Raw genomic sequence first — 15,143 nt, forward strand, 5'->3', positions numbered from 1 at the left:
GGCATCGGAGATCATTGGCGGTCGTGTATGCCTTGGGGGGTGGTGACGATCGTTCAGGTGGGGCCAACCAGAGAGCAGACGGCGGTGCGGCTTCTGCTCATCCTTGACAGGCTGGGGGAGCCGTGTGACGCCGCGGATGCGCCGCCGACGGCGGTCCGGGTGATCCGAGCGCAGCGCAAGCTGGCCAAGCTCGACTTCCTGGTGCGCAATCCGGACTACCTGGCCGACCACATCATCACGGCCTGTGTCGAGGGTCGGCTGCCGAAGGAGCGCCTGCTGGAGGCGCGGGCGGTGCTGGAGGAGCGGGAGCCGGATCTGCACACGTACCGGATGCTGCGGAACAGGCATGGGGCGTACGAGCCCATGAACAATGCGCTGTCGGTGCTGCGGCATCCGGGGCTGATCCGGGTGCTGCGGGCGGGCAAGTCGTCTGACACCCACGTCCGGCGCCGGGACTACTACTTGCTGGCTTCCGGGGAGGAGTTCGCGCAGAGGCTCCGGGCTGAGGTACCGATGCTGGCTTGGTACGACCAGCAGGTTCTGTATGTGCGGATGGTGACCGAGGGGATGTCGGCCGAGCAGCTCAAGGCGTTGCAGTACGAGCATGCCGAGTACGCGGGTACGCCGGTGGGCCAGATGATCGCGGGTATTTCCGAACGGGTGCGGGCGCGGCTTTCGGCCGAGCTGAAGCGGGAGGGGCTGGCATGAGCGAGGAGCAGCCGGAGACCGGGCCGGTGGAGGCGTGGCTGGCCGACGTCGCGGCGAAGTCGAAGCAGCCCCTGTCTGTTGTGACGAGGGTTCTTGATCAGCACCGGGTGCGGCCGGCGATGGCTGCGCCGCGCCCGCACCGGCTGCTGGTGACGTCAGTCGCGTTCGAGGGTGTGCGGCCGGCTGCGGACTCCCCGGCCGGAACCGAGGCCGGTGAGCCGTTCGCGTTCTCCTGGAATCCGGGCCCGGGGCTGTGGTGCCTGGCGTCGTCGGGCAAGAACGAGGCGGGCAAGTCCAGCGTCTTGGAGATCATCTTGTGGTGCCTGCGGGGCCGCAGCAATCTGCAGCGCGACGTGCGCCACTGGCTGCGCGACGTGCGGGTCGGTTTCGAGCTGGACGGCGAACCGCTGTGGGTGGAGATGGTGGTGCGGGCCGGCTCGCCGCACGGCCATGTGGTGTCCGCCCGGTCCGGCACGGTGCTGGTCGCATTCGAGGGACTGGGTGACTTTGAGGAAGGCATGGACGCCTTCATGATGGAGCGTCTGAGTCTGGAACCACTGCGCACCGCGCAGGCCTCCCCGGGCGGGCCGGACGAGCCTCCCATCACCGGCGAGCTGTCGTGGCCGTCGTATGCAAGTGCCCTGCACATCAGCCGTTCCGGTCTGGGGGCGCTGCTCGGCAGCGACACCAGGCACGGGCTCCCGACCCGACTGCTCGAGCTGTTTCTCGGTGCCCCGTGGGCGTCGACGAAGGTGGAAGCCGCCGTCGCGTCGAAGATCGTCCGGGCGCAGCTTTCCTCAGCCCGCAGCCGCGCAGCCGGCGATGCTGAGGCGCGCAAGGCCCAGCTCAAGGAGCTGTCGCAGCGGCTGGACAGGGCCCGTGGCCAGCTGGCGGCCCTCCCCGGGGCAGGTAGCGCGGCGGCGGACGTCCAGCAGCTGTACGCGGAACTGTCTGTGTCCACCCAAGCGGCTGCCGCGGCCCAGGACGGGGTTGTGGCCGCCCGGTCGGCGCACAACACTGTGGAGGCCCAGCGCGTGGACCTGGCGGCCGCCGTCCACGCCGCGGAGGAGGCTGCGCTGGCCCGGGCGTTCTTCCACACGCTGATGCCCACCGTCTGCCCTCGGTGCGACACGGCCGTCGACAGATCCCGGTGGGAGAGGGAGAAGGAGGGGCACTGCTCGCTGTGCGCCTCGGACTTGCACGAGGCACCGATCGGCGACAGCGGGGAAGAGGAGCCGGAGACGCGCGCAGAGGACCTGAGCCGGACCCTCGCCGAGGTCCAGCAGTCCGTGGACGCTGCGGCGGCTGAGCTGGCCCGGGCGCAGCAAAGCGCTGCGGACACCGAGGCGGGCCGGGCAGCGGCAGCCGAGCGCCTGCAGACCGCGTTGCACTCCCCCGGCCTGCGTGAGCGGCATGAGATGGAACTCGTGGTCGCCCGCCTGGAGGGGGCAGTGGCAGAGCGCCGGGGCCGTTTCGCCCACCTGGACGCCGCTGTCGATCTCGAGCCCCTGGAGCAGGCCGGGGCGGTGCTGGCCGCCGCGGAGAAACTCGCGATGGGCCGGCGCACCCAGGTCCTGCAGAAGGTTCTCCAGGATGTGGAGAAGGACATCGTCGCCATGGGCCGGGCTCTCGGCCTGGAGATGCTCAAAGAGGTGAAGCTCGGCGGGAACGCCTCCTTGACCGTGTGGAAGGGCGGGCAGAAGCACAGCTACGGCTCGTTGACCGAAGGGGAGCAACTGCGGCTGAAGATCGTGACCACCATCGCCCTGCTCCGGCACGGACACCGCAGCGGGGTCGGCCGGCATCCGGGGCTGCTGTTCATCGACTCCCCCGGAGCCGAGGAGGTCGACGCCGGCGACCTGCAGCACATGCTGCGCGATCTGGTGACCCTGACCGAGATGGTGCCAGAGCTCCAGGTCGTCGTCGCCACCGCCCGGGGCACCGAGGTCAAGGAGATCGTGCCTGCTGACAACATGCGCCTTGCGGCCGAGGGCCAGCGCCTCTGGTAGTCCAAGCAGCACAACGAGGGAGGTTGGTATGAGCGGCGAGCAGGACCCCCTGGGCCCCCTCGTGGCGGCCCTGGATGCCCAGTTGCCTCCTCCGTCCCTGTCCGATCTGGGAGGGGCCGCCCTGCTCCTGGATCACACCGGTGCGCTGCTGGCACGGGACGAACTGCCCGAGCTGATCACCCTCGTCGCCGAGGACACCGACGTCCTGCACAGCGAAACCGGCCGGGATTTCCTGCTGGCGGCGGCAGCCGCACCCAGCACGCCGCTGATGCTGGAAGCAGTCGTCGAGGCATTCCTCGGCCACCCTGCCGCAGTCGCCGAACTCGCCGACGACCTGGTGGACGTCTGGCTCGACACCAGCCGGCAACATCCCGACCTGATCGGCGGCATCGCCCTGGAGGGCAGTGCCCGCCTCGTCCTGGCCGACGCCAGCACCCCCTACGCGCTGCTGGACCGGCTCAAGAGAATGCGCCGGGAAGTCTCCCGGCTCAACGACGACTTCGCCGGACGCGCCGTGACCGTCGCCGGGGCGGTGGCCGAGCACCTGCCCGCACCGGACGTACCGGCGCTGCTCGAGACGCTGCTGAGCCTCGACGACGTCGCCGAGGACGCCTCTTTCGAACTGGGCATGCTGGCACTGCGCCGCGCCCTGGAGACCGCCGACGCCGAGCAGGCCCGCTCCCTGCTGGTCACCGCACGCGCCCGTCTCACCGACGCTTACGCCGACGATGCACGCCCGGACGCCGAAGCGTTCGGCGTAGCCATCGACGCCGTCCTGGCCTACAGTGCGGGCGCGCCCTTCCCTGACACCGCCCGCCAGCGCCTCGAAGAGGCGATCCTCGAGATCCGGCTGAACCTGCTGGGCTTGCCCAGCACCTGGCGCACCCCCCGGTTCGACACCCTTGCCGCCTGGCACCAGCTCGCCACAACCCTCGAACAGGCGCAGGCCGCAGACCGACCCGGCTCGTGGCTACACGCCGGAGCGCTCATCAACCACCTCGTCTCGGTCTACTCGGCCCACCGCGCCCTGACCCTGCTCAGCCCCGCCGGCGGCGATCCGTCCGACGCCGATGACGCCTGCGCACCGGCGCAGGTCCTGCCGGGCCTGCAGGCCCTTCTGGCGCCCCGCGTCGAACGTGCTTTTCTCGTGCACGAAGGCGGACGGGCGATCCTCGACCAGTGGCTGGACGAACTGCAGACCGTGCCCGGCAACGACGACCCGGCCACCGTGCGGATCAGCCGGCAAGCCCAGGCGCTGCGTGAAGCACTCGCAGCCGAAGGGCCAGGGAGCCTCCCAAAATCTGACAGCCCGGCGCCGGCAGCGCTTGTCGGGCTTGTCGGGGAGGAAACCGCCCAACGCATCACGGCCCACCTGGCAGCCGAGCCCGGCCTCAGCCAGCGCATGAGCGCGATGCTCGAAGCACGCACCGCACGTGAAGCGGTCGACGAAGTGCCCGTCATCGCCGGCACCTACCGCTGGGCACAGCAACAGCTCACCCAGCAGTGCCCCGACGGATACCAGGGGCAGTTCGCCGCCGACATCGACACCCTTTTGCTCTACCTGCTGCGCTTCACGGACCTGCGCCTGTCCGAGACGCAGAAGTACGGCGGCGACGCCCGCGCCTACCTACGCAAACTCTCGCCCGGCGCCGACAAGCCCTTGGAGAAGGAGCTCGGCAAAGACCTGCGTGATTTCCTGCGCGGGCAGGGTCTGAGAGTCGAGCTGGAAGTGAGCAACGTCGGCGCCGGACGGGTCGACGTCGCCTGGCGGCCCCACGACGAACTGATCACCATCGAGCTGAAGCGGGACTGGAAGGACGTCACGTGGGACGGCCTTGCCGCCAACTACGCCGCTCAGGCCGTCTCGTACCAGGTCAGCGGGCGGCCCATCAACTTCTTCATCGTCCTGGATCTCACCGACAAACCCGACGGCCTCGCCGCTCTGCCCGCCTGCATCCACATCCGCACCCTGCCCGGCCCCGCCGGCGACCCCCGCCCCCGCACCCTGGTCATGCTCCGCGTCCAGGGCAACAAACGCGACCCCAGCTCCCTGTAAGCCCACGATCGCACGCGTTCAAAGCACCGAGCAGCGGCCCGACTCTGCCACACCGCGCCCGCCCACCACCCACGATGTGCGCGCGGCGCGCTGAGCAGGCGCACGAGCCCAGGCGACGGTCGGCCGCTTCCCCCCTCAGCGCCGCTTGGTGGCTCAGTGTCAGTGGCCCATGGCAGGGTGTCGTTCCCCCCGATTCTGCGACGACGAGGAGGCGGCCGTGCCGGCCGTAGCGGACGATGTGGCATCAGCCGACATGAGGCGATTGGGCCATGCCGAACCCCTGGAGCCGTACCCCGGTGGCGCACGCAAACCGTGGAAGTGCCGGTGCCTCAACCCCGGATGCGGGAAGGTCATCTACCCCAACCGGAACAACGTGATGAACGGCCAGGGCGCCTGCAAGTACTGCGCGCCCAACGCACCGATCGATCCCGTGGCGGCCGCGGCCGCGATGCTCGCCCACGGCTTCACGGCCCTGGTTCCCTACCCCGGCACCGGCAGGCCGTGGCTGTCGCAGTGCACAGCCGCAGGACACCTGGTCGCCCCTCGGTACGACAACACAACCGGCCGCGGCGGAGCTTGCGGGCTGTGCACCCGGCACGGCCCTGGCGACCCCAAGCAGGCCGTGGCCGACATGAAGACGGTCGGCTTCACGCCGCTGGAGCCGTTCCGGAACGTCGCCTCGCCCTGGATGTCGCTGTGCGAGGGCTGCGGCAACGTCGTCTCCCCCACCCTGAACAACGTCCGCACGCGCGGGGCATGCTGTGCGCACTGCGCCAAGTATGGCCTGGACCCTGCCGCACCGGCATGGCTGTACGTCATGGCACACGTGATCCTCGACGCGGTGAAAATCGGCATCACCGGACAGCACACCCGCGAAGACCGCATCGCCCGGCTCACCGCATCAGGCTGGACCGTGGTCCGTAAATGGCCCTTCGAAGCCGGAACCGCCGCCCGGCTCATCGAACAAACCGTCCTGAAACGCCTGCGCGCTCAAGGCCACACCCCGTTCCTGAATCCCGCGCAGATGCCCGCCGGCGGCTGGACCGAGACCTTCAACGCCACCCTCGTCAGCGCGCAGCAGATGTCCGCCGAGGTCGCCTGCGCCCTGACCCTGCCGCCGGTTTAGCCAGTGGCGATCACGGACGCACGGGCACCTGTACCGACGGCGTTCCGCGTCCCGCCGGTGGCCGCGGAGACGACGTGGTCGTACATGTCACGGCTCGCCAGGCACTACGGCATGAACCCCGCCGCGCCCCTGCCCTGGGGGACCTGGGCCGGCTCCCGGCCACGGGACGAATCCGGCCCGCGCGACGACGCCGAAGTGCTGCTAAGCCCGGCGGGCCGACAGTTACTCGCCCAGCTGGGCGGAGTCAGCGAGCACGATCTGGCTCGGGCACTGCCCGCGCTCAACGACGAGCCGCAATCAGGCACGCCGGACCGGACCGGCGAGACCGCCGAATCCGGCAGACCAGCAGGCCGGTGGAAGGTCGCCTCGGCCGGGCCGCACGGGCCGGTGGCGTACGGGTGCGCACTGTGCACCGCGGCCCGCACCGGGCGGGACGCCGTGGTGGTGCGGTACGTCGCGCCGTGGCACCAGGTCTGTGCCCGCCACCAGCGGTGGATGCTCACCGCCGGGGACGGCCACCGCAACCGCAACCTCGACCTGCTCGCGGCCCCAGAGGTCGCCGCGGCGCAGCGGGCCTGGCCGAAGGTCGCCCGGGCCGCGGCTGCGGCCGGGACCGATCCGGGGCGGGTGTTCGCCCTCTCTCACGCAGCGGTGTGTGCGTGGTGGGAGCAGGCCCTGCAGTGGCAGCGGGAGCGGATCTGGCCGGCCCGCCTGCATGCGGTTGCCGGTGGGGATGCCGGGCCGCGGTTTTGGTGGTGGCGGATCATCGCCCGCGACGCGGTTGTCTTCCCCGAGACGGTGGCGCTCGCGCGCGTGCTGCTCGACTCCGGCATGCAGGAGCGGATCTGGGAGGACCACGGGGCGGGCGGACTGGTACGCCCGTTCCGGCCGGACGGGGCGTTCTTCCGCGAATTGGCGGTACGGCTGGGGCGGCCCTGGCTGGCCGACGTTGGCCGGGCCCCGCAGCGAGGACTGGTGCTGGGCGGGCCGCTGCACGCCGGGCCGCTGTTGGACTGCATGGGCGCATTCACCCGCGTCCGCCGTGGGAAGCAGGATCCCCGTGGGTTCGGGCTGGACCCGTGGTGGCTGCGCGCCGACCACCGCCCCGCCTCGGCCCGGGTCCAACTGCGCGCCCTGGCCGAACAGGTCGCGGCCGCGCGCCGCGCCGTTGCGGACGGCACTTCCCGGCCGGACGTCGGCGGTTTGCCGACAGTCGGGCGGCTGTTCCGCGACCGGTACGGGCGCGCCGGCCGGCGTACTACCGGCCCGGTGACGGGTTCGATCCGGGGGCTGGCCCGGCGGGGCGGGGCGGGGCGATGGGCGGGGCAGGGGTCTGCACTGACACCGGCAGCCGGTCGGCGTCATTATCGGTAGTCTGGGCGAACCGGTCGGTGTCCGGCGAAAGTTGGCCGAATTCGGCGGTTCGCGCACACGGGCACGCTTGACTGGAGCACATGATCGACACGCACCACCCGCCGGCATCCGGCGGCCCCGGCTTACCCCCGCCGCCACGGCAGATCGCGGGAGCGCACAGCGGTGCGGAGGCCAAAGCGAAGGGCGGTCCTCGAACGTCCGGTCCGGCAGTCGGAGGATGCGACCAGCCGCCACCGGCAGCAGTCCGCGAGCCGGTTCGCGCATCCGGTCACCCCGCCGGGCTGTCTGGCGCGATGCCTGAAGATGCCGAGGCACCCTGGGTGTTAGCGGCCGGGATCAGCGAAGTGGAGGCTCGGTTCGTCGACCCCGCCGGAAACGAGCAGCGGATGACGTGGGCGGACGCCGCGCGTGGTGTCTGCTTGGAGGAGAGCGGCCCGGTGCGGCGGTTCCCGGTGCGCCACGGCAAACGGATGGCGCCGGGGTGGTGGTGGTCGGCGACCGACGGGCGGCTGGTGCACTACGCGTCCGGGGTGATGCGGACCCAGGTGATGCGGCTGGACCATGATCCTCACGTGGTGGCGATCGCGTGCCGCCCGGTGGAACTCACCTGGTATTCGCGGGACGGGGGCCGGGTGCGGCACGCGCCGCATCTGATGGCCCGGCTCGCGGATGGCAGGGGTCTACTGGCGGACTGCGCCGGGCACGGGGAGATCTCACCGCGCCTGGCCGCTCGGGCTGCGGTGATGGAGGCCGCGGCCGCGGCGGTGGGGTGGCAGTACCGGGTCCTGCGGCCCCCGGATCCGGTGCTGGCGGCCAATCTGCGCTGGCTGGCCGGGTACCGGCACCCCCGCTACAGGGGCGGCGAACTGGCCGGGCGCGCGGCTGCGGCATTCCGGCGCCCGCAGCCGCTGATCGAGGGGGTGCGTGAACTCGGCGATCCGGTTCAGGTCTTCCCAGTGGTCTTCCACGCGCTGTGGCATGGCGACTTGTCGGCTCCGCTCGACGCGCCCCTGCACGAGCGGGTGAACGTGACGGCGGTCCCCCAGGCGCGGGGGCAGAGGTGAACGACACGGTACTGGAGCCCGGAACGCAACTCCGCTTCGCAAAGCGGACCTGGACGGTCGTCATGCTGGAAGGCTCGTCCGTAAAGCTGATCGACGCGGACAACTCCGTGGCCACGGTCTTGGCGAACTTCCTCTTCGCCGACCCCGACTTCGAAGTGGTGGGCGCCCCGCAGCGCGGCGTGCCGCCATTCGGGCTCCTGGAGGAACTGCCGGAGCAGGTGCGCGAGCGTGCGTATGCCTGGGAGCGGCACGTGCGTGAGGTGGAGACCGGGTGCCCCGTTCCGGGTCAGGCCCAGGTGCCGCGTGCCGAGTTCGATCCGGCCCGGCGCACCATGGCGGAGCGGGAGGAGGCCAAGGCCGCCGAGCTGACGGCGGCCGGGCAGCCGGCCAGTGCGGTGACGGTGCGGCGGATGCGGGCCCGCTATCGGGAGTAGGGCCTGTGGGGGCTGGTGGACGGCCGGGCCGCCCGGCGGCGCTCGCCGGTGGGGCGCGCGGACGAGCGGGTGGTCGCCGCGATCGAGCAGGCACTCCAGGCGCAGCGGGAGCGGTCGACCGGGACGCTGAGCCGGCTGCGGCGAACCGTCGGCTGGATTCTGGAGGACGCCCACGGTGTGGGGACGGTAAAGGTGCCGCCGGCCTCGACGTTCAACCGGCTGGTGCACGCCCTTGCGGACCGTCATGGGCTGCTGGGGACAGCGGCGCAGCGGCGCCGTCATTCCTCACGGCCGGCTCCGCCGTTCACCCCGACGGTGGCGCTGCGGCCCGGTGAGCTGGTGATGCTGGACAGCACCCCTTTGGACGTGATGGTGGTCCTGGCCGACGGGGTGGTGGGTAAGGCCGAGCTGACGATCGCCCTGGATGTGGCGACGCGCAGTATCTGTGCGACCGTGCTGCGGCCGATGGGCACCAGGTCGGTGGATGCGGCGGTTCTGCTGGCGCAGATGGTGACGCCTATGCGGATGCGCCGAGGGTGGGAAGAGGCGCTGGCGATGTCGCGGTCGGTCATCCCCTACGAGCGGCTGGTGTCGTTGGACGCGCGGCTGGAGGGTGCGGCAGCCCGTCCGGTGATCACGCCGGAGAGGGTCGTCGTCGACCAGGGCCGGGTGTTCATCTCCGCCTCGTTCACCGCGGCGTGCGACAGCTTGGGGGTGTCGGTGCAGCCGGCGCCTCCGGCCAACGGCCCGGCCAAGGGAAATGTCGAGCGGATGTTCCGCACCATCGGCGACCGGTTCTCCCAGTACGTGGCCGGTTACACCGGATCCGACGTCACTCAGCGCGGCTCTCACGTCGAGGACGAGGCGTGCTGGACGCTGCCGCAGGTGCAGGATCTGCTGGAGGAGTGGCTGGTCGCAGACTGGCAGCACCGTCGGCACGCATCCCTGCGTCATCCGCTGGCCCCGAAGCTCGCGGTGTCGCCGAACGAGATGTGGGCCGCGCTGGTCGGCGTGACCGGCTATGTGCCGGTGCTGCTCAGCGAAGACGACTATGTCGAGCTCATGCCGGTCAAGCGGGTGGGCATCAACGATTACGGCATCCGCTTCGACTATCGCACCTACGACCATGAGGTCCTCAACCCGCACCGCGGGTTCCAGTCGACGGCCCCGGACGGGATGTGGGAGGTGCACCACAACCCTTATGACCCCCAGCAGATCTGGGTGCGGCTGCCTGGCGGCTGGGAGGAGGTGCCCTGGATCCACAAGGAGCGGGTAAGCCTGCCCTTCACCGACTTCACCTGGCGCCACATCCGCGCGACTGTCGAGCGCCGCGGCGACCGCGATGAGCACGAGCAACAGCTCGCCCAGGCCCTGAACCGTCTCCTGCGGCGGGCCGGTAACGGGGAAGGTACCCGCCGCGAGCGGACCGTCGCGGCACGCGCCAGCGCCGCAGCCTCTCTCGCCGGGCCCGTCCCAAACCAGCAGGAGCCGCCCGACCCTCTCACCGCCCCGACCCTCTCCTACGGCCTGGTCGGCGCCTTCACCCCAGCAAGCCTGGATGAGCCCGACGACGAAGAGTTCGAGGACGGCTGGGACGAGGACGAAGACCCGCTCGGCACATCAGACGATGTCGGCGGCGGCCCCGCCGGAGACGAGCAGCCATCCGGGCGGGCCGCAGTCCCCCGCCCGTCGCGGATCTACGATGCCCGCCAGGAGGCAACCCAGTGGTAGCAGTCCCCGAAGCCGGTCCCGTCCCGTACGAGGAGCAGCAGATGGCGGCCTATGCACCACCGACCACGCGGGAGGGCTGGCAGCAGTTCGTCGGCACTCCCCCACTGCAGCCCCCGCCAGACGCCGGCGAGGACTGGTCGCTTGAGGAACGCCTGGACTACCACTCCCGGTTTGTCGTCCTGACCACACCGGCCATGGAGCGCATCTCGCTGTCGGTGCGGCGGCTTATGCTCCTCAACCGCCGCCAGCAGGGCACCGCGCGCCGCGGACTGATCGTGTCCGGGCCGCCCACCACCGGCAAGACCACCACCCTGCTGGAGATAGGCCGCACCTTCGAGCTCGCCGAGCAGCGCCGCCACCCCGGCCGCGCCGACCGGCTGCCCGTGGTGTTCTTGGCGGTGCCGCCCGCCTCCACTCCCAAGATGCTGGTATCGGAGTTCGCCCGGTTCCTCGGTATCCCCATCGCGGTCCGGATGAACCAGGCGCAGATCACCGACGCCGTCTGCCACCTTTTGTGCCAGCTGGGCACCGCGCTGGTCCTCGTCGACGACGTCCACCTGCTCGACACCCGCACCCGGGCCGGCGCGGAGACCTCCGACCAGATGAAGCACCTCGGCGAGAGGATTCCGGCTACCTTCGTTTACGCAGGCGTCGACGTCGAGGCATCCCCCCTGCTCAACGGGCCGCGCGGCGCACAGTTGGCAGGCCGCTTCACCCTGATCCGCAACACCGCACTGTCCTGCGGCACCGCCGAACAGCGCGCCGTCTGGCTGGACCTGGTCACCGACATGGAGAACGCCCTGCACCTGCGCCGCCACACTGGGGGCACTCTGGCCCGGCACGCCGACTACCTCCACCAGCGCACCGGCGGAGTCATGGGAAGCCTCTCCCACCTCATCCGTGAAGCCGCCCTCACCGCCCTTCTCGACGGCAGCGAGAAGATCACCAAACGGCTCCTGGCCGGCATCCAGCTCGACATCCGCGCGGAGCAACAAGCCCGGCCGCCCCGAAAACGCCTCCCGCGCCCCCGCAACAACGGCACTGGATCCTGACGAGGCGGACCAGCGGTGAAGAAGACCACCAGTCCTCTAATGGAACCTGCCGTCAGGGATTATTCACAGCCATCACAGCGCGAGCAGAACGAACTACCCCTGCACAGAACGCCTTTGGGAGCGGTGCGTGTCGCTCCGCTGAACGGCGAGACGACGCTGTCGTTCATGAGCAGAGTCGCCTCCCGGTACAGGCTCACGGCCAAAGAACTCATCGGCGCGCTCGTGGACGTGGGGCGGCGGCCCAATCTGTTCACGGTGCGGCCCGACGGCGAAGTGGTCTTCAACGCCGAGGCCCGGGCGGTGGTCGCCGCTTTCTGCCGCATGCCCGAAGAACACCTGCACCGTGCCCTGCCGGCCTGGGGCAGGGACGTCCCTTCGAGCAGGCTCGGCAGCGGGCCGGCCGCCTGGGTCCGCACCGCAGCCACGATCCCGCCGACCGGCCCCGGATGCCGGGCCTGCACCGCGACCGCCACACGAGGCCGGGAAGAAGCACGCCGCTACCTGCTGCCGCACGGCCGGGTATGCGTCAAGCACCAGTGCTGGATGCTGGAAGCACCCGTCGTCGATGGGGCAGCGGCCGTCCTCGGGCAGTTGGACCTGCGGTATGTGCCGCAGATCGGGGCGGCCCAGCGCCGTCATGTACGGCTGCTGCGGCGCTCTGCGCATGCCGGCGAAGCGTTCACCGTGGCGCAGGCAATCATGGCTTCGTGGTGGGACGAGCCCTGGCCGGAAGAGATCCTCTGGCCTGATCGGCTGCGGCTGATGACCCCCGGCAACGACCTCGCTTGGCGTGCAGCGGCGCGGGATGCGGTGACCTATCCCGAGGCCGTCACGCTGGCCGCGGCTCTCGCCGACCCGAGCCTGCAGCAGCGGCTACTCGATGACGCGGGGCGGCATCAGCCGCACGCGCTCGCCGATGTCCCCGGCCTCGTGGACGAACTGGCTCGGCGCCTTGAGCGGCCATGGCTCGCCGGTCGCCTCAGCGCCATCACGACAGGCCCACTGAACGCCTGGGTACGCGCCTGCGTACGCACGCAGGCCGGGCACAAGCCGAAGACACGCAGCATGTGGCACGTCTCCCCGCCCCACCGGCCCGCACCGATCACCCGGCTCCTCGCCGAAACCCGGCCCGTAGACGAAGCGCCCGGAGAAACGGAGTCGGCGGGGTCGTCGGCCCCAGACGTGGCTGAGACCGCCACGGGGTTCGCGCGCGGTCTGCGCCACGCCCGTGCCTACGCCACCGAACACGGCCACCTCTGCATTCCTTACCGGCACGAAGAGGACGGGTTCCAACTCGGCCTGTGGCTGTCCAACCAGCGCGCCGCAGGCCCCCAGCTTTCCCCCGAGCGCGGCCAGGCCCTGGCCGCTCTTGACCCGTGGTGGAATCCTGCGTGGAGCACGCTGTGGCAGCGCATCTATCTGCGCGCACGACGGCTGCTGGACTCAGGCACCGACATCAGACCCGAGCAGGGCTTCCCGGGCACCAGCGAGAATCTCGGCACCTGGCTGTACCGGCAGTGCCAGGTCTACAGCAGCCTCCACCCCCAGCAGCGCAGACTACTGGCACAGATCGGCATCAGTGCCGAAGCCGCCCGCCACGCACTGCCGCGGCGTCGCAACCTCGCCGAGGCCCGTGACCAGGGCCTGACCAACGCACGCGCCTACTGGAAGGAGCACGGTCACCTTTGTGCGAGCTCTGCTGATACGTACGCCGGCTTCCCCATCGGCCAATGGCTGACCAACCACCGCGTACGCGCCCGACGCGGCATTCTCGATCCCGCTCTCACACAGCAGCTGGACGCAATGGATCCGTGGTGGGCACCGCCCTGGCCCTCCGACTGGCAGCGAGCCTGCTACACGGTGACCGAACTCGTCCGCTCCGGCCACCCCCTCGACCCCGGAAGCGCCTTTGCAGCCTTCGACGACGGGCTCGGTCAATGGCTATACACCCAATGTGTGTCCTACCCCGGCTTGGCAGTGGAACAGCGCCGACAGCTCGCTGCCGTCGGACTGACTGAGCAGACTGCCGCAACCGCCCGCCCCAACCCCGCCACCCACAGGCCGTCCCTGGAGACCGGTCTCCACTACGCCCGCTCCTACGCGGCACTGCACGGCGACCTCAACGCATCACCCTCCGACCGGCACGAGGGCTTCCCCGTCGGAGGCTGGCTGGCCCGCCAGCGGCGCCAGGCCGGCCTTCATACCGCCAAGTTCGCCGCGCCCTACCCGGCCGGCCCACTGCTGGCCGCCGTCGACCCATGGTGGAACCCACCGTGGAACGGGGACTGGCAGATCAACCACCGCGCCGCCCGCAAACTCGTCGAGAACGGGATCAGGCTCCTCCCCGACCAAGGCTTCCCCGGCACCCCCGACTGGACTGGGCAGTGGCTCTACACCCAGTGCGTCGCCTACCAGAACCTCCACCCGGGGCAGCAACACAGGCTCACTCAACTCGGCATCACCGCCACCAATGCCCCCACCGCACGGCCCCGTCGCGTCACCCAGCAATCCTCATTCGACATCGGCCTGGGCCACGCCCGCTCCTACGCCGCCCAACACGGACACCTCGCCGTGCCCAGAAGCGCGAACCACCACGGCTACCGGCTGGGGACATGGCTCGCCCACCAACGCAAGCGGGCTGCCAACGGCCGACTACCCCACCACCGCGCCGAGGCCCTCGACGTCCTTGACTCATGGTGGAACCCATCCTGGGGCCTACCATGGCAAATCGCCTACCATGCCGTCAGGAACGAGATCTACGGCCACGCTCTGAACGCGGCCGCAGGCTTCCCCGGACTCCCTCCAGCCGCCACCAGATGGCTGCTCACCCAGTGCACCAACTATGACGACCTCCACCCGGGCCAGCAGGAACTCCTGACCGGACTCGGCATAACACCCCAGGCCGCACAAGCCGCCCGCCCCCAGCAGGAAACACGCACGCGCCGCCGAACCGGCGCCAGCCGGTCGCGCCCCACAACCGTCTCCTCGTCCATCGATGGCGGCCTGCCCTACGTCCGCTCCTACGCACACACTCACGGCGGACTCGGCACCGCCCACTACACCACCGAACACGACGGATTTCCCCTGGGCTGGTGGCTGTACGAGCAGCGCAAACGCGCCGTCGCCCACCTACGCCGCACCGGCCGGCCCTGGCCCCACGACACACAGCTCACCGCACTCGACCCGTGGTGGAACCCACCCTGGCGGGCCTCCTGGAACCACAGCTACCACCAAGCCCACACCCACCACGCCGCCGGCCGCCCATTCCCTGGCACCACGACCAAGTGGATCCGCACCCAGCAACGCACCTGGAACCAACTCCACCCCCACCAACAACACCTCCTGACCACCCTCGGCATCCACGGACCCACACCCCTGATCAGCTACAACAGCCGCCCAACGAAACTGACCGGCCAACCAATAGAACTGACCAACGGACCTACGGCCACCCCGAAGCAGGAAACCCACAGCTCACAGACCCCGCCCAGCCCCAGCCCGCAAGCAACGTCAAGCCCCTCGCCACCACAGACCACACCGCCAGCCCCAACCAGCCAACTGATCAGACCAGCTCAACACCCCGAACACTGAT

The 15,143-nt window shown here is 70.5% G+C and carries 10 protein-coding genes; all 10 read left to right on the top strand.

All coding sequences use genetic code 11. The features are described 5' to 3' along the window. The first annotated feature begins 39 nt into the window (after positions 1 to 39). The 10 genes from ABZ348_RS31910 to ABZ348_RS31955 all read left to right on the top strand — a co-directional run bounded on the left by ABZ348_RS31910 (position 40) and on the right by ABZ348_RS31955 (position 15,142). Entirely contained in the window at positions 40 to 708 is a 669-nt protein-coding gene (locus ABZ348_RS31910) for a hypothetical protein (protein ID WP_358939023.1), read from the top strand. Between the two features lie 26 nt (positions 709 to 734). Further along, positions 735 to 2,717, top strand: coding sequence for a hypothetical protein (locus ABZ348_RS31915; RefSeq protein WP_358939025.1), 1,983 nt, complete (start codon positions 735 to 737; stop codon positions 2,715 to 2,717). A 28-nt stretch (positions 2,718 to 2,745) separates the two neighbouring features. Continuing rightward, a complete protein-coding gene (locus ABZ348_RS31920; protein WP_358939027.1) occupies positions 2,746 to 4,773 on the top strand; it encodes a hypothetical protein in 2,028 nt (675 codons plus the stop codon). A 217-nt stretch (positions 4,774 to 4,990) separates the two neighbouring features. Further along, positions 4,991 to 5,899, top strand: coding sequence for a hypothetical protein (locus tag ABZ348_RS31925; RefSeq protein ID WP_358939029.1), 909 nt, complete (start codon positions 4,991 to 4,993; stop codon positions 5,897 to 5,899). Between the two features lie 3 nt (positions 5,900 to 5,902). After that, entirely contained in the window at positions 5,903 to 7,273 is a 1,371-nt protein-coding gene (locus ABZ348_RS31930) for a TniQ family protein (protein ID WP_358939031.1), read from the top strand. Positions 7,274 to 7,566: 293 nt separating this feature from the next. After that, positions 7,567 to 8,337: a TnsA-like heteromeric transposase endonuclease subunit gene (locus tag ABZ348_RS31935; protein WP_358939033.1), complete on the top strand. Its 771-nt coding sequence runs from the start codon at positions 7,567 to 7,569 to the stop codon at positions 8,335 to 8,337. Next, positions 8,334 to 8,771: a hypothetical protein gene (locus ABZ348_RS31940; RefSeq protein WP_358939034.1), complete on the top strand. Its 438-nt coding sequence runs from the start codon at positions 8,334 to 8,336 to the stop codon at positions 8,769 to 8,771. Before ABZ348_RS31935 ends, ABZ348_RS31940 begins: the two co-directional genes overlap by 4 nt. Positions 8,772 to 8,840: 69 nt before the next feature. Continuing rightward, positions 8,841 to 10,502 carry a transposase gene (locus ABZ348_RS31945; protein WP_358939036.1) on the top strand — a complete coding sequence of 554 codons (1,662 nt, stop codon included), beginning with the start codon at positions 8,841 to 8,843 and terminating at the stop codon, positions 10,500 to 10,502. A gap of 41 nt (positions 10,503 to 10,543) precedes the next feature. Next, complete coding sequence (locus ABZ348_RS31950; RefSeq protein ID WP_358939085.1) at positions 10,544 to 11,554, top strand: TniB family NTP-binding protein; 1,011 nt, start codon at positions 10,544 to 10,546, stop codon at positions 11,552 to 11,554. A gap of 165 nt (positions 11,555 to 11,719) precedes the next feature. Further along, positions 11,720 to 15,142, top strand: a complete 3,423-nt coding sequence (locus tag ABZ348_RS31955) for a helicase associated domain-containing protein (protein ID WP_358939038.1) — start codon at positions 11,720 to 11,722, stop codon at positions 15,140 to 15,142. Position 15,143 lies beyond the last annotated feature (1 nt).

Origin of the sequence: Streptomyces sp. NPDC005963 (assembly GCF_040638655.1) — a bacterium.
Taxonomy (GTDB): domain Bacteria; phylum Actinomycetota; class Actinomycetes; order Streptomycetales; family Streptomycetaceae; genus Streptomyces.